The sequence below is a fragment of the Arthrobacter jinronghuae genome (genome assembly GCF_025244825.1).
Classification (GTDB): domain Bacteria; phylum Actinomycetota; class Actinomycetes; order Actinomycetales; family Micrococcaceae; genus Arthrobacter_B; species Arthrobacter_B jinronghuae.
This window is the reverse complement of the sequence record NZ_CP104263.1, coordinates 2,916,987-2,935,644: the sequence shown is the minus strand read 5'-3', so window position 1 is coordinate 2,935,644 and position 18,658 is coordinate 2,916,987. Positions and strand designations below refer to the sequence as shown.

17 protein-coding genes and 1 tRNA gene are annotated in these 18,658 nt (G+C 65.8%); 13 read left to right on the top strand and 5 right to left on the bottom strand.

Features of this window, described 5'->3' with window-relative positions; all coding sequences use genetic code 11:
• Positions 1–18: 18 nt before the first annotated feature.
• Complete coding sequence (locus N2K98_RS13765; RefSeq protein WP_255864984.1) at positions 19–696, top strand: histidine phosphatase family protein; 678 nt, start codon at positions 19–21, stop codon at positions 694–696.
• A 77-nt stretch (positions 697–773) separates the two neighbouring features.
• Here the strand turns inward: N2K98_RS13765 and N2K98_RS13760 are convergent, their stop codons facing one another.
• Positions 774–1,265, bottom strand: a complete 492-nt coding sequence (locus N2K98_RS13760; protein ID WP_227933012.1) for a YajQ family cyclic di-GMP-binding protein — start codon at positions 1,263–1,265, stop codon at positions 774–776.
• Between the two features lie 134 nt (positions 1,266–1,399).
• On the opposite strand from N2K98_RS13760, the gene N2K98_RS13755 reads away from it, so the two are divergent.
• The 6 genes from N2K98_RS13755 to amt all read left to right on the top strand — a co-directional run bounded on the left by N2K98_RS13755 (position 1,400) and on the right by amt (position 6,303).
• Entirely contained in the window at positions 1,400–1,744 is a 345-nt protein-coding gene (locus N2K98_RS13755) for a hypothetical protein (RefSeq protein ID WP_255864985.1), read from the top strand.
• Positions 1,745–1,907: 163 nt separating this feature from the next.
• Positions 1,908–1,989, top strand: a tRNA-Tyr gene (locus tag N2K98_RS13750).
• A gap of 91 nt (positions 1,990–2,080) precedes the next feature.
• Positions 2,081–2,518 carry a MarR family winged helix-turn-helix transcriptional regulator gene (locus N2K98_RS13745; RefSeq protein ID WP_255796944.1) on the top strand — a complete coding sequence of 146 codons (438 nt, stop codon included), beginning with the start codon at positions 2,081–2,083 and terminating at the stop codon, positions 2,516–2,518.
• 63 nt (positions 2,519–2,581) lie between these two features.
• Positions 2,582–2,983 carry a thioredoxin gene (gene trxA / locus N2K98_RS13740; protein ID WP_146360930.1) on the top strand — a complete coding sequence of 134 codons (402 nt, stop codon included), beginning with the start codon at positions 2,582–2,584 and terminating at the stop codon, positions 2,981–2,983.
• 224 nt (positions 2,984–3,207) lie between these two features.
• Positions 3,208–4,428 (top strand): formaldehyde dehydrogenase, glutathione-independent, encoded by a 1,221-nt coding sequence (fdhA, locus tag N2K98_RS13735; RefSeq protein WP_255864986.1) that lies wholly within the window; start codon positions 3,208–3,210, stop codon positions 4,426–4,428.
• A gap of 288 nt (positions 4,429–4,716) precedes the next feature.
• A complete protein-coding gene (amt, locus tag N2K98_RS13730) occupies positions 4,717–6,303 on the top strand; it encodes an ammonium transporter (protein ID WP_255796946.1) in 1,587 nt (528 codons plus the stop codon).
• 22 nt (positions 6,304–6,325) lie between these two features.
• On the opposite strand, the gene N2K98_RS13725 is transcribed toward amt, so the two are convergent.
• Positions 6,326–6,616: a putative quinol monooxygenase gene (locus N2K98_RS13725; protein WP_255796947.1), complete on the bottom strand. Its 291-nt coding sequence runs from the start codon at positions 6,614–6,616 to the stop codon at positions 6,326–6,328.
• A 130-nt stretch (positions 6,617–6,746) separates the two neighbouring features.
• On the opposite strand from N2K98_RS13725, the gene N2K98_RS13720 reads away from it, so the two are divergent.
• Positions 6,747–8,399 carry an AMP-binding protein gene (locus N2K98_RS13720; RefSeq protein WP_255864987.1) on the top strand — a complete coding sequence of 551 codons (1,653 nt, stop codon included), beginning with the start codon at positions 6,747–6,749 and terminating at the stop codon, positions 8,397–8,399.
• Between the two features lie 117 nt (positions 8,400–8,516).
• Here N2K98_RS13720 and N2K98_RS13715 read toward each other — a convergent pair whose 3' ends face one another.
• Positions 8,517–9,497 (bottom strand): DNA-3-methyladenine glycosylase family protein, encoded by a 981-nt coding sequence (locus N2K98_RS13715; RefSeq protein ID WP_255864988.1) that lies wholly within the window; start codon positions 9,495–9,497, stop codon positions 8,517–8,519.
• Positions 9,498–9,621: 124 nt separating this feature from the next.
• On the opposite strand from N2K98_RS13715, the gene N2K98_RS13710 reads away from it, so the two are divergent.
• Positions 9,622–11,001, top strand: a complete 1,380-nt coding sequence (locus N2K98_RS13710) for a cystathionine beta-synthase (RefSeq protein ID WP_255796949.1) — start codon at positions 9,622–9,624, stop codon at positions 10,999–11,001.
• 70 nt (positions 11,002–11,071) lie between these two features.
• A complete protein-coding gene (locus N2K98_RS13705) occupies positions 11,072–12,217 on the top strand; it encodes a cystathionine gamma-synthase (protein ID WP_255864989.1) in 1,146 nt (381 codons plus the stop codon).
• A gap of 345 nt (positions 12,218–12,562) precedes the next feature.
• On the opposite strand, the gene N2K98_RS13700 is transcribed toward N2K98_RS13705, so the two are convergent.
• Positions 12,563–13,006 carry a hypothetical protein gene (locus tag N2K98_RS13700; RefSeq protein ID WP_255864990.1) on the bottom strand — a complete coding sequence of 148 codons (444 nt, stop codon included), beginning with the start codon at positions 13,004–13,006 and terminating at the stop codon, positions 12,563–12,565.
• On the bottom strand, positions 13,006–14,184 hold the full coding sequence (locus tag N2K98_RS13695; protein WP_255864991.1) for an amidohydrolase: 1,179 nt from the start codon (positions 14,182–14,184) through the stop codon (positions 13,006–13,008). The genes N2K98_RS13700 and N2K98_RS13695 overlap by 1 nt, the downstream gene beginning before the upstream one ends.
• A gap of 161 nt (positions 14,185–14,345) precedes the next feature.
• Between N2K98_RS13695 and N2K98_RS13690 the strand changes: the two genes are divergently transcribed.
• From N2K98_RS13690 to N2K98_RS13680, 3 genes are all read left to right on the top strand, one after another.
• Positions 14,346–15,635 (top strand): glycosyltransferase 87 family protein, encoded by a 1,290-nt coding sequence (locus N2K98_RS13690; protein WP_255796953.1) that lies wholly within the window; start codon positions 14,346–14,348, stop codon positions 15,633–15,635.
• 9 nt (positions 15,636–15,644) lie between these two features.
• Positions 15,645–16,325: an MOSC domain-containing protein gene (locus tag N2K98_RS13685; RefSeq protein ID WP_255864992.1), complete on the top strand. Its 681-nt coding sequence runs from the start codon at positions 15,645–15,647 to the stop codon at positions 16,323–16,325.
• 333 nt (positions 16,326–16,658) lie between these two features.
• A complete protein-coding gene (locus N2K98_RS13680) occupies positions 16,659–18,590 on the top strand; it encodes a DEAD/DEAH box helicase (protein ID WP_370646366.1) in 1,932 nt (643 codons plus the stop codon).
• Positions 18,591–18,658: the final 68 nt, after the last annotated feature.

Below are 18,658 nucleotides of genomic sequence, written 5' to 3'. Positions count from 1 at the left end.
ACGAAGTAGGCTTCGAGCATGCGACTGATACTTGTCCGTCACGGTCAGACCCCCTCCAACGTGGAGCATCACCTCGACACCGCAGTCCCCGGACCGGGGCTGACGGAGCTGGGGAGGGAGCAGGCGGCGGCGCTGCCCGAAGCCCTCGGGCACGAACCCATCGACGGGATCTTTGCCTCCAACCTGGTCCGCACCCAGCTCACCGCCGAGCCCCTGGCAGCCGCCCTGGGCCTGCCGGTCCAGATCCGCGACGGGCTGCGGGAGGTCTTCGCCGGAGACCTGGAAATGCGCAATGACCGGGACGCGATCATCACTTACCTGAAAACCGTTTACCGCTGGGTCTCCGGTGACACTGCAGTCCGGATGCCCGGCGGCCCGGACGGAGCCGAGACGCTGGGGCGCTTTGACTCCGTGGTGGAGGAGCTGGCTGCCGCAGGGTTGAAATCCCCGGCAATCTTCAGCCACGGGGCGATCATCCGGGCCTGGGCCACCGCGCGGGCCGAGAATGTGGGGCCGGACTTTATTGTGGCGAACGCCCTGAGCAACACCGGCGTTGCCGTGCTCGAAGCGGAAGAGCTGCCGGGCGGCGGCTTCGGCCCGTGGCAGCTGCTCACTTGGATGGGCGAAGCCGTGGGCGGGGAAGCACTGGAGGACTACGGCGACGACGGCCCTGCAGCCGACGACGTCGCGCTCTAAGCCGACGTGCTGCTGTAAACACCGACGGCGCCGTCCCCGCTGCGGGGGAGGCGCCGTCGTAAGTGTTGTGCTGTGACTTAGCGGAAGTTGATGAACTGCAGGTCGACTTCGAGGTCCGCACCCTTGAGCAGGGCCATGGTGGCCTGCAGATCATCGCGGGACTTGGAGCTGACCCGCAGCTCGTCGCCCTGGATCTGGGACTTGACGCCCTTGGGGCCTTCGTCGCGGATCAGCTTGTTGATCTTCTTGGCCTGGTCCTGGGCGATGCCCTCCTTCATGGAGGCCTCAATCCGGTATTCCTTGCCGGAAGCGTACGGCTCGCCGGCATCCAGGGACTTCAGGGAGATGCCGCGCTTAACCAGCTTGGACTGGAGCACGTCCAGTACGGCCTTCACCCGGTCTTCCGAGTTGGCCTTCATCAGGATCTTCTCGCCGCTGAAGTCCACCTCCGCGCCGACGCCCTTGAAATCGTAGCGCTGGACGATTTCCTTCTGCGCCTGGTTCAGCGCGTTGGCCACTTCCTGCTTATCGATCTTGCTAACGACGTCGAACGTGGACTCGCTGGCCATTTCGGGACTCCTCTAAGTTGGTGACTTTTCCTGCTACTTAGCGTAGTAGGTCCGCGCCCCGATGGCGCCCCGTTCCCAGCCGGTACACAGCAAACGCCCGGCGTCGTCCCATCGGGGCGGGGAAGGGTGAGGGGGTGGAAAACAATCCCAGTGCCGCTTCCCGTCCTTCAGTCCGCCGCCCTGCAGCTGTCAGGATCCGCACCGCGGCCGCCGGGTCCTTCCTGGCGGCAGCGTCAGCAGCGGGGCTTGGAGTCGTCGGTGCGGCGCCGGCTCGGGCCGCGGTCTGCCCCGTGTCGTCTCCGGTATCGTCCAACGTGGACAGTGCGGCAGAGGCCGCCGGCGTCGACCGCGGACGCGAGGAACGCCTGGCAGGGATCCGTACGGACCTGGGGAACGCCGTCGCCTGGGGATCGGTGACCCAGGCCCAGGCCGACCGGTTCTATGCCCAGCTCGAAGATCGAATCACACGGGGGCTGTAGGGGCTCCGATAAGCGGCCCGGGGGCGGTTTGCACCCCGCCGGCAACGGCCGGAAACGGACCGGCAGGACTCTGTTTCGGGCTCGATTCGTAACTTCGGAGAATCTTCGGTAAAGTTGTCTTGTCCGCAGCTGCTGCGGACAACGTCTTCGCTTGAAGACGCTCGGCAGATTACCCGAGCGGCCAAAGGGGGCTGACTGTAAATCAGCTGGCAACGCCTTCACTGGTTCGAATCCAGTATCTGCCACCGACAAACCCGTCCTCACTTCGGTGAGGGCGGGTTTTTCCGGTTTCCGGGCCCTTGCGCCCCAGCCCACTAGATATTAGGGTCCCTAAATATGAGTAGCGATTCCGCCCTGGACGAGCTCGCCGAGGAATTCCGCGAGTCCCTCCGGCTGGCACTGTACATTGCGCGCAACATGGACGCGGATACGGACTTCAGCGCCACGCAGGTCAGCATCATGAAGATGGCCGCCGGCGAGGGGATGCGAGTGAGCGAGATCGCTCGGAACCTCGGAGTGAAGGTCCCCAGCGCCACGGAGCAGATCATCCGCCTTGAGGGTGCGGGCCTGCTGAAGCGCAGCCCGGATCCCCATGATTCCCGCGGTGTCCGGGTGACTCTCACCTCGCAGGGAGGGGAATCGCTTCAGGAAGCCAACGGCAGCAGGACGGCACTGATGGCGGCCCTGCTGGAGCAGCTGAGCAGCGAGGAGCGGAGCGCCCTCTCAGCGGCACTGCCCGTCATCCGCCGGTTGACGAAGCTGCCGCGGGCCTAGGGGCGCTTCACCGGACAGCGAACAGCTAGAGACAATGCAGCCGGCCGCGGCTAGCGTTGGACCATGGCTACTATCGACATCACCGAAGCAACGTTCCCCGAGACCATCGAGGAAAATGACATCGTCTTCGTGGACTTCTGGGCGGACTGGTGCGGTCCCTGCAAGCAGTTCGCACCCGTGTACGATTCCGTTTCGCAGCAGCACGACGACATTACCTTTGCCAAGGTGGACACCGAGGCTGAACAGGGTCTGGCAGCTGCCGCCGGCATCACCTCCATCCCCACCCTCATGGCCTTCCGCGAGAAGGTGCTGGTGTTCTCGCAGCCCGGCGCCCTGAACGCCAGCCAGTTCAGCGAACTGGTGGAAGCAGTCAAGGGCCTGGACATGAAGGCCGTACACGAGCAGATTGCCGCTCAGGAGCGCGAGGCAGCAGCAGGCTCCAACGGGCAGGCCAAGCAGGCTTAGTCCCACCCGCTCTTTCTTCAGGGAAGCATCCGCTCCAGGATGCTTCCCTGACTGCGTTAAGAGAGCCGTCCGTCCTCGCGGATCCGATAACAGCACCGTCTACCGTCGCCGCAGCGGCCGTTGTACGCTCGCTTCCACAGGGCGCACCGCCTGGGGAGCGCATGGGGAGCGCACGGGGGAGCGAGCAGCGCGGACGTCAACGACGACGAGACAGCGAGGAAGACATGAGTTCCAATCGAGGAATTGCTTACCTGGAACCGGGCGTAGTGGAAGTCCAGGACATCGACTACCCCAGCTTCGAACTGAAGGACGGGCCGGGCGTGAACCCGGCCAACATCGGGCGCAAACTTCCGCACGGAGCGATCCTGAAGGTGGTCACCACCAACATCTGCGGATCGGACCAGCACATGGTCCGCGGGCGGACGACGGCGCCGCCCAACCTGATCCTGGGCCATGAAATTACCGGGGAAGTGGTGGAAACCGGATCGGACGTGGAGTTCATCAAGGTTGGGGACCTGGTCTCCGTGCCGTTCAATATTTCCTGCGGCCGCTGCCGCAACTGCAAGGAACGCAAAACCGGGATATGCCTGAACGTGAACCCCGAACGTCCCGGCAGCGCCTACGGATACGTGGACATGGGCGGCTGGGTGGGCGGCCAGGCCGAATACGCCATGGTGCCCTACGCAGACTGGAACCTCCTGCGGTTCCCGGACAAGGACCAGGCCATGGAGAAGATCCTGGATCTCACCATGCTTTCGGATATCTTCCCCACCGGCTATCACGGCGCTGTCACCTCCGGGGTGGGGGTCGGCTCCACCGTCTACATTGCCGGGGCAGGGCCCGTCGGCCTGGCGGCAGCAGTCTCGGCACAATTGCTGGGCGCCGCCGTTGTGATCGTCGGCGACCTGAACGAGGAGCGGCTGGCCCAGGCCCGCAGCTTCGGCTGCGAAACCGTGGATGTATCGCTGGGTGCTCCGCAGGACCAGATCCAAATGATCCTTGGGGTGCCGGAAGTGGACTGCGCAGTCGACGCCGTCGGGTTCGAGGCCCGCGGCCACGGTGCCGGGTCAAGCAGCGAGGCACCGGCGACTGTGCTGAACTCGCTGATGGACGTCACGGCTGCCGGTGGGGCACTGGGCATCCCGGGACTGTACGTCACCGGCGATCCGGGCGGCGTGGACGAGGCTGCACAGCAGGGGTCGCTGAGCCTGAATCTGGGTACCGGCTGGGCCAAGTCGCTGTCCTTCACCACCGGGCAGTGTCCGGTGATGAAGTACAACCGGGAGCTCATGATGGCGATCCTGCATGACAAGGTGCAGATCGCCGAGGCGGTCAGCGCCACTCCGATCAGCCTGGACCAGGCACCGGAGGCCTACCGCGAATTCGATTCGGGCGTGGCGAAGAAGTACGTTATTGACCCCAACGGAATGCTGGGCTCACACTAACGCGTCCTCTCGCCGGGTAAGCGCGCCCGGAGAACAGGCGAGCCGGCGGGACCGAAACCAATTCGGCCCCGCCGGCTTCGCTCTGTGCCCGTTCCCTTCTGATGCCCTGCGGCCCGGCGGTAAGCTCGACGTGTCCGGGCGCCGGCACCGGGTTTCCGGGCCCCGCCACTCGAATGCCAACGGCCCCTCTAAAGGGGTTGGAAGCGGGGACCACATGTACGGCAGCAGCGGGACGATAAGCACCGAAAGAACCGGTACCGGTACAGCCATATCCATGCGGGGCCCGGCATGAACGGGGCGGACACGGCATGGGTGTTGGTCTGTGCGGGGCTCGTGCTGTTTATGACACCGGGGCTGGCCCTCTTTTACGGCGGGATGGTGCCGGTACGCAACGTCCTGACCATGATGATGCAGAACATCATTCCGCTGGGGATCATTTCCCTGACCTGGGTGCTGGTGGGGTACACGCTGGCGTTCAGCAATAAGGGCAATTCCGTGGTCGGCGACTTCGACGCCTTTGCGCTGCTCGAGCTCGACACCCCGCAGTTCCATTCGGTGGCCGCGGGTGTGACCATACCGACGCTCGCCTTCGTGGCCTACCAGATGATGTTCGCCGTAATTACGCCTGCGCTGCTTACGGGAGCGACGGCGGGCCGGCTCCGGTTCGGCGGATGGGTGGTGTTCCTGGCCGCATTTTCCATTCTGGTGTACCCGCAGGTGGCGCGCTGGCTCTGGCATCCCAAAGGATGGCTGTTCCAACTTGGTGCCCAGGATTGGGCCGGCGGCATGGTGGTCCATGCCTCTGCAGGCGCAGCAACGGTGGCGGTGCTGCTGGTGGTTGGCCGGCGGCGCGGCTGGCCGAACCTCCGGACCTCACCGAACAACCTTCCGCTGATGCTGGTTGGCGGCGGCATCCTTTGGTTCGGGTGGTTTGGCTTTAACGCGGGAGACGGGCTTCAGGCCAACGGCATTGCCGCGCAGGCCCTGATCAATACCCACGTGGCAGGGGCGGCCGCGATGCTTACCTGGCTGCTCGTGGAACGGATAGGCAATGGGCGCTGCACCTTGGTGGGTGCCGTCTCCGGCGCCGTGGCCGGACTGGCGACGATTACCCCCTGCGCCGGGTACGTGGGCACCGGCGCAGCCCTCCTGATCGGACTGATCGCCGGCTGCCTCTGTGCGGTGGCTGTCCGGCTCAAGCATGTGCTGCGCTACGACGACGCACTGGACGTGATCGCCGTCCATTTTGTGGGCGGCGTGCTGGGTTCGTTCCTGCTGGGTTTCTTCGCCGACAGCTCGGTAAACCCCGTCAGTGACGACGGCATCTTCTCCGGCGGCGGCGGAGTGCTCCTGTGGCACCAGACGGTGGCCATAGTCTCCGTGGTGCTCTTTTCCTTCGTGCTGAGCTGGATTGTGGCCGTCATTATTTCCCGCACCATTGGGCTGAAAGAGGCCGGGCCCGACCAGGAGGACCAGGACCGGGTCCAGCAGGGTGCCTCCGCATACTCCCTGAGCGGCATTAGCGCCCGCCCCGCAACGGCGGGCCGGGCGGCCAGCGAGGGCGCCGAAGATGCCCGGCGGGGGCGTTCCAGCCGGCTGGTCAGCGCCGTGGTCAATACGGATCGGGTTGACGGCCTGCGGGACGCGTTGCTGATGGCCGGCGCGCGATCCCTGGAGATGTCCGACGCCGCGGCCTACACCGGAACCGTCCGTACCGAGGCTTTCCGCAGCGAAAAGCGGAGAATCGACTTTGAGGACCGGCTGCGGGTGCAGGCCGCGGTGGACGAAGAGCACGAGGAAGCAGTGGTGGCCGTCCTGAAGCGCTTCGGGGCGGAACCGGATTCGATTTACCGGCTCTCTGTCATTCCGTACTGAGCCATCCCGTACTGATGAACGGTTAGACCTGTTCCACCTTCAGCGGTTCGGCCAGCAGTGCGCTGAGGGATTCCTGCAGGTCCTGGAGGGCGGCACCGCGTGCGTGGCGCTCCAGGTCCTCGCGGGAGGCCCACTGTTCCGCCAGCACAATTGCCGACTCCGAGTCCTCAATGATTTCGTAGCGCAGGCAGCCCGGTTCCATCCGTACCTGCTCAATGGCGATGTCCAGGGCCAGCTTCACCCGCGTGTGTTCACCGGCGTTCGGGACCATAGTGGCGCGGAGATTGATGGGGGTATTGGTTTCTTCAGTCATTTCCCCACCATAGGACTTTCTCAAGACCGCCGTCGCGGGGCGCGCTCGGCAAGATCAGGCGCTCCCTTCGCAGGGAAGCAAAGTGTTGATAGCGTTGCCGCCACCTGTCCCGCAGCCAAAGGAGCCTGCCTTGTCCTCATACGCCGCTTCCCCGTCGCAGATTCCCTTGTTGGCGGAAACCATCGGAGAAAATTTTGAGCGGACCGTCCGCCGCTTTCCCGATGCCACCGCGCTGATCGATGCCCCCACCGGCCGGTCCTGGACCTATGCCGAACTGGACCGGCAGGTCAACGACGTCGCGGCCGGCCTGATGGCCCGAGGGATCCAAGCAGGGGACCGGGTGGGCATCTGGTCACCCAACTGTGCGGAATGGACCATTGCCCAGTACGCCACTGCCAAGGCCGGTGCCATCCTGGTAAACGTCAACCCGGCCTATCGGCAGGCGGAACTGGACTTCGTGGTGAAACAGAGTGGAATGCGGATGCTGCTCACCGCCCCGAGCGACCAGCGCAACGACTACGAGGCCATGGCTCGGAGCGCCCTCGAAACCGGGGCCGGCTTGGAGACGCTGGTATTCCTATCCGGGGTCGGTGCCGACAGCTTCGAGGTGCTGGCTGCGGAGGGAAGGGAAACAGGTGAGCCGGGGGCAGCTGCCCTGGCGGAACGGATGGCTGGACTGCAGCCCGGGGACCCCATCAACATCCAGTACACCTCCGGAACCACCGGCTTCCCCAAGGGTGCAACGCTGACCCATTCGAACATCCTGAACAACGGCTACTTCATCGGCGAACTGCTGGGCTACACCGAAGCGGACCGCGTGGTGCTTCCGGTGCCGTTCTACCACTGCTTCGGGATGGTCATCGGTAACCTTGCAGCCCTTTCGCACGGCGCCGCCACCATCATTCCGTCCCGGACCTTCGACGCCGGCCGGGCGCTCGCCGCCGTCGAAACGTACAGGGGCACGTCCCTGTACGGGGTGCCGACCATGTTCATTGCCGAACTGGGGCTGCCGGAGTTCGGCCGGTACGACCTTTCCTCGCTCCGGACCGGCGTGATGGCCGGTTCGCCCTGCCCCGAGGAGATCATGAAACGGGTGATCGGCGAGATGAATATGGCCGAAGTGGCTATTTGCTACGGGATGACCGAAACCTCGCCGGTTTCCACCATGACCCGGCGCGGGGACTCGCTGGTGCGCCGCACCCGCACCGTGGGACGCACCATGCCCCATTTGGAAAGCCAAGTGGTGGATCCCGGAACAGGGGAGCAGGTGCCCTACGGAGAAATCGGTGAACTGTGCACCCGCGGCTACAGCGTGATGGCCGGGTACTGGAACCAGCCGGAGGCAACCGCCCAGGCGATCGACGCCGACGGCTGGATGCATACCGGGGACCTGGCCCGGATGGACGAAGAGGGCTACGTCAGCGTGGAGGGACGCATCAAGGACATGGTCATCCGCGGCGGGGAGAACATCTATCCGCGGGAGATCGAGGAGTTCCTCTACACGCACCCTTCGATCTCCGATGTCCAGGTGATCGGCGTTCCGGATGAGCGGTACGGAGAGGAGCTCATGGCCTGCATCATTCCGGTCCCCGGTGCACCTGAACCGGATGCGGCGGCCATTGCCGAGTTCTGCCGTGACCGGCTGGCCCACTACAAGATTCCCCGGTACGTGCAGATCCGCGGCAGCTTCCCCATGACGGTCTCAGGCAAAATCCGCAAGGTGGCCATGCGTGAGGAAGCGGTCAGCGGGCTGGCAGCCAGCGGGGAACCAGCAGCCTCCTAGCGTGCATTCGCTGGAGAGGGGTCCGGAGGAGGCGGCTTTAATATTTCCTGTGAGCTCTGCGAGCGGGGAATTTCGTTGCCGCCGACCCGGGACCCGACCCGGGACAGGCACCCTGCCTCAGCGGCGGCGGTGGTCCATCGGGGCGAGCTTCGGTCCGTAGGTGGGCTTGCGGTAACCGCTGAGCATGATCATCCGCACCACCCGCTGGCGGTGTCCCTGCCAGGGTGCGAGCAGCTCCAGCATGCCGGCGTCGTCGGTCCGCTTCCCGGTGAGTGCCGCGCCAACGTAGGCGGCCAGATGATAGTCGCCAACGGAGACCGAATCCGGAGCACCGTGTGTCCGCTGGGTGATTTCCGCAGCGCTCCACGCTCCGATTCCCGGAACCGAGCAGAGCTTGGCGGTCAGGTCCTCGCCGAGTGGATCCTCTGCCAGCCGCTCCAGCCCCGAGGCGAGCGCACAGGCCCGCAGGATGGTGGTGGAACGGGAAAGGTCCACCCGTGCCTGGTGCCAGTCCCAGCTGGGGATCTTCCGCCAGGTTTCCGGGGCCGGGGCGGCTTTCATGCCCGACGGCGCCGGGCCGGGTGCCTCTACGCCGTAGCGGGTCACAAGGTAGCGCCATGCGTAGTAGGCCTCCAGCACGGTGACTTTCTGCTCCAGCACCACAGGGATCAGGCTGTCCATGATCCGGCCCGTGCTCGGCAGCCGCAGGGAGGGGTTTCGGCGCCGGGTTTCGGTGACCAACCGGGGCAGGGTGGCGAGGAACGCGTCGTCGTCAAAACCGGACCAGTCGTCGTGTTCGCCCAGCAGGGCGGGTACCGAGTCCAGCGCGCACCGGGCACCCGGTCCCCAGGCCTGGGCGCGGACCCGTGCGCCGGGGGCGGGGACAGGTTCCTCCCGAAGGTTCAGGGTGGCCGGGCCCTCCGGGGTGAGGAAAGCCAGCCAGGCAACGCCCGGACCGAGGCGGATGGTCGGATCCTGCTTACCGCGCACCAGGATGCGCAGCGAAGTCTGCAGGCAGTACGGGGCGGGGGACTCCCAGTAGCGCACCAGACCGGACGGAGCCTGCTGCAGCGCTGGAACAGCGGCAGTGAAGGACATGCAACTATCGTTGCACGGACCACCCCCGCTACTGCCCGCACTCCTGGCCGCCCGGATGTGGCTTTTGCTACGCCGCGTTCCGTCCCCCATGCCACAGCGGAGACAAAGAAGTACCGTGGGTCACATGAAGTATGCCAATACCGTCCTGGACCTGATCGGCAACACTCCCTTGGTGAAGCTCCACCACGTGACCGAGGGCATCAGTGCCACCGTCCTGGTGAAGCTGGAGTACCTGAACCCGGGCGGATCCGTGAAGGACCGCATTGCCGTGAAGATGATCGACACGGCCGAGCGTGAGGGGAAGCTGCTGCCCGGCGGCACGGTGGTTGAGCCCACCAGCGGCAACACCGGCGTCGGACTGGCGCTGGTGGCCCAGCAGAAGGGCTATAAATGCATCTTCGTTACCCCGGACAAAGTGGGGGTGGAGAAGCGGGACGTGCTGCGTGCGTACGGTGCCGAAGTGGTGGTCACCCCGACGGCGGTCGCTCCGGACAGCCCCGACTCCTACTACGGGGTCTCCGACCGGTTGGTGCGTGAGATCGACGGCGCGTACAAGCCGGACCAGTTCTCCAACCCGTCGGCCCCGGCCAGCCACTACGAATCCACGGGACCGGAAATCTGGGCAGATACAGACGGCCGGGTGACCCACTTCGTGGCAGGTGCCGGTACGGGCGGCACCATCACCGGCACCGGACGCTACCTGAAGGAGGTCTCCGCGGACCGTGCCAGCGGGCCGGTGCGCGTGATTGCCGCGGACCCGGACGGCTCCGTGTATTCCGGCGGTGCCGGGCGCCCCTATTTCGTGGAAGGCGTGGGGGAGGACATGTGGCCGGACAACTATGACCCGTCCGTGCCCGATCAGGTGATTGCCGTGAAGGACGCAGAGTCCTTCGCGATGACCCGCCGGCTGGCCCGGGAGGAAGGCCTGCTGGTAGGCGGATCCTCGGGCATGGCTGTGACGGCGGCCCTTGAGGTAGCGCGCTCGCTGGGGCCCGACGACGTCGTCGTGGTCCTGCTGCCGGACAGCGGCCGCGGGTATATGGGCAAGATCTTCAATGACGACTGGATGCGCTCCTACGGTTTCCTGCAGGACGGCGGGGAGCAGGCCACCGTCCGCGACGTGCTGGCCACCAAGGACGGTTCGCTGCCTGAACTGGTCCACACCCATCCGAACGAAACCGTGCGGGATGTCATCGCCATCCTGAATGAATACGGGGTCTCCTACCTGCCTGTCCTCTCGCAGGAACCGCCGGTGGTCCTGGGCGAAGTCCTCGGCTCGGTGGATGAGCGCTCGCTGACGGAGAAGCTTTTCCGCGGCGAGGCCAAGCCTACGGATCGGATCAGCGAGCACATGGGGCCGCGTCCGGTCTTTGTCGGTACGGGGGACACCGTGGCCGCTGCCCGTTCGAAGCTGCAGGAGGACGACGCCGTCATGGTTACGTCCGATGGCACGGCCGTTGGCATGCTGACCCGGCACGACCTACTTTCGTACCTGAGCCTCTAACCCGGCACACCTTCGCAGGTGCGCTGTTTTGTACCAACCTGCCGGCTCCGGCCGGCGCAAGGAGAACACCATGACCAGCTTCAGCACCCGCGCCATCCATGCGGGGCAGGAACCGGATCCCACCACCGGCGCAGTCATTCCGCCCCTCTACCAGAGCACCACCTACGCCCAGGACGGCATCGGCGGCCTGCGCAACGGCTATGAGTACGGCCGCGGCACCAACCCCACCCGCGATTCGCTGCAGCAGCAGCTCGCTGCCCTGGAAGGCGGAAAGCATGCCTTCTCCTTCAGCTCCGGGCTTGCCGCCGAGGATGCCCTGATCCGCGGGCTGCTTGCCCCCGGAGACCACATCGTCCTGGGCAACGATGCCTACGGCGGAACCTACCGCCTCATCAACAAGGTGCTGGGCAAGTGGGGGATTACCAATACGGCGGTGGATATGTCCGACGCCGCAGCTATCGCGGCTGCCGTTGCGGCCGGGAACACGAAGCTGGTGTGGCTGGAAACGCCGTCGAACCCGATGATGAAAATCAGCGATATTGCCGCAACGGCGCAGGCAGCGCACGACGCCGGCGCTCTCCTGGTGGTCGACAACACCTTTGCGTCGCCGTACCTGCAGCAGCCGCTGGCCCTGGGCGCCGACGTCGTTGTGCACTCGACCACCAAGTACATCGGCGGGCATTCCGACGCCGTGGGAGGTGCCGTAATCCTGAACGACGACGCCATGGCGGAGGAGGTCGGGTTCATTCAGTTTGCCGTCGGTGCGGTATCGGCGCCGATGGAGGCCTGGCTGACCACCCGCGGGCTGAAGACCCTCGCGGTGCGGATGGACCGGCATTCGGCTACTGCCATGACCGTGGCGAAGTGGCTCAAGGAACAGCCCGCCGTGGACCAGGTGTTGTATCCGGGGCTGGAAGAGCATCCGGGGCATGACCTGGCCAAGGCCCAGATGAAGGACTTCGGCGGCATGGTTTCGGTGTCCTTCAAGGGCGGCGAGGCTGCGGCCCGGAAGGTGGCGGAATCCACGCGGCTGTTCCTGCTGGCTGAGTCGCTGGGCGGGGTGGAGTCCCTGATGAACTACCCCTCGGAAATGACCCATGCCTCGGTCAAGGGCACCGAGCTGGCCGTACCGGAGAACCTCCTGCGGCTGTCGGTTGGCCTGGAGGACGTCGAGGACCTGATTGCGGACCTCGACCAGGCGCTGGGGCAGCTCTAGCTCTGCGGCGGGCCTTGCGGCCCGGCGGGGGAGGGGCCGGTGGGAGGTTTGGCAGGAACTGCCCGCAGGATTTCCCACCCGGCGGTCGCCCAGGACCTCAGCAGCATCAACCGCCCCCACTGGTGGGGCTGTGGCCGCACAGGCAGGGAGCATCAGCACCTGACCGTCGGAATCCCTGCGGTTTGTCCGATTCCCCGCGGGATGTCCGGATCCCTGCGCCGCGCCCAGCAGGATTTGTCACAAACCGCAGGGATCTCCCCAAAGCGAGGGGACCTCGGGAGCACCAAGCAGCATTGGGTGGAAGTTGTGCCGGCAGCGGTGCAGGGAGGCAACCCGAAAAGGCGGCTAACGGGGCCGGCGGCCCTTAGCGGCACGCTTCTTCGGGTCCCGGAGCTGGAAATACCTGCTGCTCTGCGGCAGCCAGAGCAACGCCGTGCAGGCCAGCAGCACCAGTCCTACGGCCACTAACGCCGGGCCGCGGAAAAGCAGGGGGAACCCGGCAATCACACCGATACTGCTGAGTGTTTCCCGGGCGCTGCGCTTACCGGCCCGCAGCCGCAGCACGCTGTAGGCGCTCAGTGCAGCGAGGACCAGGGCAAGGGCACCCATCATCGTCAGTGCAGCGCTGTCCTGATGCTGCGTTCGGGCCGAGACGATAAACGAAATGCCCGCAACGGCGACCAGGACGGCCGCCACGAGCCAGGCGGCAGCCGCCGCCCGGATGATGCCGGGAGGGCGGGTGCGAGGCGGGGGAGTGCGCGGCGCGGGGGTGCCGGAACCGAGTCCCATCAGCGGGGCGCCACGATCTGTTCGCGGGCGTCAAGGTCGTAGCGGTAGACCTCCCGGCCGCCGATCCACACCTTCAGCGCACGCTGCATCACGTCCAGCGGATTCCCGCTCCACAGGACAAGATCGGCATCCTTGCCGGGTTCCAGGGAACCGAGCCGGTCCGCGAGGCCCAGCACCCGGGCGGGATTGATCGTCACGGCGCGCAGCGCCTCGTCGGGGTCCAGCCCCTCCTTCACCGCCAGTGCGGCTTGGTAGATCAGGAAATTGATGGGGACCACCGGATGGTCGGTGATGATGGAGATCTCCACTCCGGCAGCGGCAAGCTTCCCCGGATTGGCCATGCTGCGGCCGCGCAGCTCCACCTTCGAGCGGGTGGTGAAGAGCGGCCCTATGAGCACCGGAATGCCGCGTTCGGCCAGGACATCGGCCAGCAGATGGGCCTCGGTGCCGTGGTCGAGCACCAGCTCGTAGCCGAACTCGTCCGCCAGCCGCAGGGCGGTGCCGATGTCGTCCGCCCGGTGGGCGTGCTGCCGCCAGGGAATTTCCCGCTTGAGCACCATGGCAAGGGCTTCAAGGTGCGGGTCGCGGGCGTTCGGGTCCGCCTTGCCCAGGTAGTTCTGCGCATCCATAAAGGCCTGCCGGATCACCATCGCCGTGCCCAGACGGGTGGAGGGGGTCTGCTTCTTGTCGCTGTAGATCCGCTTCGGGTTCTCTCCGAGCGCGGACTTCAGGCCGCTGGGTGCGCGCAGCACCATTTCCTCCAGATAACGCCCGTGCGTGTGCAGCGCCACTGCCTGCCCGCCGATCGGGTTGCCGGAGCCGGGGTTGATGTTCGCCGTGGTCACTCCGCCGGCCAGGGCGTCGTCGAAGCCCGTATCGAAGGGGTTTACGGCGTCCAGGGCGCGGACGCCCGCCATCACCGGATCCGTCATCTCGTTGGAATCGTTGCCGGCCCAGCCTTCACCCTCTTCATGCACGCCAAGGTGGGTATGCGCATCCACCAGCCCGGGCAGCAGCCACTGCCCGCCGGCGTCCAGCACCTCCGCGCCGTCGGGCACAACGACGTCGGGCCCCAGTTCCCGGATCCGTCCGTCCTCGACGAGGACGGTGCCGTCGAAGGGCCTGCCGGTGACGGGAACCACATGGGCATTGGTGATGGCTTGAAGCGCGGGGGACATGGGGGACCTTTCGCTTACTTGATCTGGTCCGGCCAGCCTATCGCCTGCCTCCGGGCGGGGGAGGAGGAGCAGCCTGCCCGGTAGACTTGCGGGTGTCAAGATCGACACGAAAAACGCTATGTAGCGCCACGAGCGCGGCCGGCAGTCTTACAGGGAGAACAATGGGCCAGATCCACCGATCCGCTTTTGTGCGGACCGTTGCGACCCTGGGAGCGCTGGCATTAGCCGGGCTGCTCGTATGGACAGCTTTCGACTTGTCGCCGCGTCACGGCCTCGACTTCAGTGTTTACCTGTCCGGCGGGCAGAGCGTCATTGACGCCGCCGGCGAACTGTATACGAAGGCCGTCCAGTACGACGCCGACAGCAGCCTGCTCTTCACCTACCCGCCTTTTGCCGCGCTGGTTTTTGCAGTGCTGGCTCCGTTCGGCCAGAGCGTGGGGCTGAACATCTTCACCGGCATTTCCATCGCCATTGCCGCAGCCACCGCCGTCTGGGCAGTCCGCTATGTCTTCCGCCGCGAGGGAGCCATGGACGTACTCCGCCACCCCTGGCTCCGGCCGCTGGCCATCGCCGGCACCGGCTTGATCGTGCTGCTAGGACCATGGCGCGAAACGCAGGCCTTCGGGCAGATCAACATCCTGCTCTTTGGGCTGATCATGGCCGACTTCGTGATCAAGAAGGAAGGCTGGCCCACCGGTCTGCTGACAGGCGTGGCTGCCGGACTGAAACTCACCCCGCTGGTCTTCGGCCTGTACTTCCTGGCGCGGGGCGACTGGCGCGGACTGCGCAACATGGCCTACGGCTTCCTCTCGACCTTCGCCCTTGGCTTCCTGATCCTCCCGCGGGAATCACGTACGTACTGGCTGGACCTGCTGCCGGACACCTCGAGGATCGGCGGCGCCGGCTACGTGGACAACCTCTCGATCAAGGGCGCCATCCTGCACTTCGGCGGCCCGGACTTCCCCGTCGACCTTCCGTGGCTTCTCCTTTCGCTGCTGGCTGTCGCGGCTACCGCCGTCGTCATCCGCCTGGCCGGCAACCGCGGAGAGACCTTCACCGCCCTGGCAGCCACCGCGCTGCTGATGCTCCTGATTTCCCCCGTCTCCTGGTCACACCACTGGGTCTGGGTGGCACTCTTCATCCCGGTCCTGGCCCGGAACCTGATGGACTTGGAGCCGCAGCGCCGGAAACTCCGGATCACCGGATTCCTCCTGCTGGCCTCCTCGCTGGTGATCTTCATTTACTCGCCCAAGACCATCGGCGAACTGTTCAATGCACCCAACCTGGATTCCCAGCTGCCCGAGCCGTGGCTGATGGCCTCCAGCGCCGGAGTCTTCTGGGGCATCGGGCTCCTGGCCTGGTGGTCCGTCAACTATTGGGGCAGCCGCCCGCGCCACTGGTGGCGCAACAATCCGCCCGGGTTGCAGCGGGCCACGGAGCCGCAGCCCTAGACTGCTGGCATGAGAACCGGTTCGCTGCTCGCTGTTTGCCTGTTGCACGGCCTTCTGCCCACCAAGGACGCCACCGGCGTCACTGCCATCGACAAACGCGCCGTGGCAGGACCAGTGAAGGTCCATCCCCTGGGATTGACCGGAGACCTGCAGGCCAGCCGCAAACATCACGGCGGAGAATCCAAGGCCATCTACGCCTATTCCCAGGCCGACGCCGACTACTGGGCCCGGGAACTGGGACGCGCGGTCCCGCCCGGCCTGTTCGGTGAAAACCTGCGGCTGGACGGTTTGGACGCCACTGCCGCCCTGATCGGCGAGCGGTGGCGGATCGGCGACGACGTCGAGGTGGAAGTGACCTGTCCCCGCACCCCCTGCCGCAACTTCCAGCGGCGGATGGAGGTGCCGAACTGGCAGCGCCGCTTTGCGGAGGCCGGACGCGTGGGCACCTATCTCCGGGTCCGCCGCCGCGGCAGCATCGCTGCGGGGGATGCGGTGGAGGTGTTGACCGAACCCAGCCACGGCGTGAGCGTCCGTGACGTCTTCCGCGGCCTTGACGCCGAACAGGCCGCGGCGCTGCAGGCATCCCGCAGCGCCGGTGAGATCACGCTGTCACCGGAAATACTCAAGGTCCTGCGCACGATGTCGGCCAAAACCGCACGGTCCACGGCCCCAGTGCCGGCCCGGGGTTAGCCCTGCCCGGGGCCGCTGTGCGCAAGCTCACCGGCCCCGACCACGCACCGGACGCAGGGATGCCGTACACTGGAAAACATCCCCCACTCCGGTATTCCCTTATTTTCCTACGGTTCATCGAGATTTTCACTGAAAATCACCACCGAAACCCGTACGGTACGTTGTGTTGGGGCCCGCATTTCTAATGCGGGCAGATTCATCTTTTGGGGAGCGCCGGCAAAGAAATCGTCACACCGGTCGTAGACACAATCCAGTGAAATCGGCCCACAGCTGTGACGGAAAGTCCTGCCTGGGATTGCAACAGCGCCGGACTTACGTCCTGCAGCCTCTTGGTTGCCTGCTCCCCGATTGAATGAGGATCACCTCTTGTCTGAAGCCACGCTGGAAAACACCAACGTCGAAAACGCCGCTCCCGAAACCGAAGAGAACACTGTGCTGTTCAGCGACTTCGGATTGGACGAGCGCGTCCTGGCAGCCCTGAAGGATGTCGGCTACGTAACGCCGTCTCCCATCCAGGCAGCTACCATTCCCCTGCTGCTCGAAGGCCGCGACGTCGTCGGCCTGGCCCAGACGGGTACCGGCAAGACCGCGGCATTCGCCGTTCCTGCCCTGTCCCTGCTCGCCGGCCGCCCGGCCACCAAGGACACCCAGGTGCTGGTGCTTGCACCCACCCGTGAACTGGCCCTGCAGTCTGCAGAAGCCTTCACCTCCTACGCAGTCCACATGGATGGCATCACCGTGCTTCCCGTGTACGGCGGTTCCGCCTACGGCCCCCAGCTCAACGGCCTCCGCCGCGGCGCCCAGGTTGTTGTGGGCACCCCCGGCCGTGTGATTGACCACATCGCCAAGGGTTCCCTGGACCTGTCCAACCTCGAGTACCTGGTGCTCGATGAGGCTGACGAAATGCTGCGCATGGGCTTCGCCGAAGACGTGGAGCAGATCCTTTCCTCCACTCCGGCGAGCAAGCAGGTTGCCCTGTTCTCCGCCACCATGCCGCCGGCCATCCGCAAGATTGCCAAGAAGTACCTGAACAACGCTGCGGAAATCACGGTCAAGTCCAAGACCACCACCGGTGCGAACACCCGCCAGCGCTACGTGCAGGTCATGGGCCCGCACAAGCTGGATGCAATGACCCGCATCCTGGAAACCGAAGAGTTCGACGGCGTTATCGCGTTCGTCCGGACCAAGGCGGCCACCGAAGACCTGGCTGACAAGCTCAAGGACCGCGGCTACAACGCCGCCGCCATCAATGGCGACATCCCGCAGCAGCAACGTGAGCGCACGGTCGAGGCCCTCCGCGACGGCAAGATCGACATCCTGGTTGCCACGGATGTTGCCGCCCGCGGCCTCGACGTCGAGCGCATCAGCCACGTCGTCAACTACGACATCCCGCATGACACTGAGTCCTACGTCCACCGCATCGGCCGCACCGGCCGTGCAGGACGCACCGGCGACGCCATCCTGTTCATGACCCCGCGTGAGAAGTACCTGCTGCGGGCCATTGAAAAGGCCACGCGCCAGCCGGTTGAGCACATGCAGCTGCCGAGCGTCGACGTCGTCAACGAGAAGCGCCTGGCCAAGTTCTCCGAGAAGATCACGGAAACCCTCGGTTCCGAGGACATCGCGGTGTTCCGGGACCTGGTGACCAAGTACCTGGCCGAGCACGAAGTTCCCGCCGAAGACGTTGCAGCAGCCCTGGCCGTCATGGCCCAGGGTGGCCGCGACCTGCTGCTGCGGGAAATCCCGCAGGCTCCTGCCCGCCAGCGCGAGCGTTCCGAAGGCCGCAACGACGGCGTCGGCTCCCGCGGCCCGACGCGTCCGCTGACCGAAGGCAATGCAACGTACCGCATCGCCGTCGGCCGCCGCCAGCGCGTGCTGCCCGGCTCGATTGTCGGCGCCATTGCCAACGAGGGCGGCCTGTCCTCCGCGCAGATCGGCGGCATCGACATCCGTGCAGACCACACCCTGGTGGAACTGCCTGCAGACCTGTCCAAGGACCAGCTGCGCGCCCTGTCCCGCACCCGGATCGGCGGCGAGCTGATCCACCTCGAGCTGGACAAGGGCCGCAAGCCGGCCCGCGAGCGTGAAGGCGGCGGCAGCTTCAACGACCGTGCCGACCGCGGCGGCTTCAAGAAGGATTTCAAGAAGCGCGACGGCGAGCGTTCCTTCGGCGACCGCGGCAGCGACCGCCCGTTCAAGAAGCGTGAAGGCGGCTTCCGCGACAGCGCCGCTGCCGGTGCCCGCAAGCCCCGCTTCCGCGACTAGGAAGCAGCGGCGCCCGTAACCTAAGGCGCCGCACCGCAGTTCCGTATAAACAAGAAGGACGCCTCCCG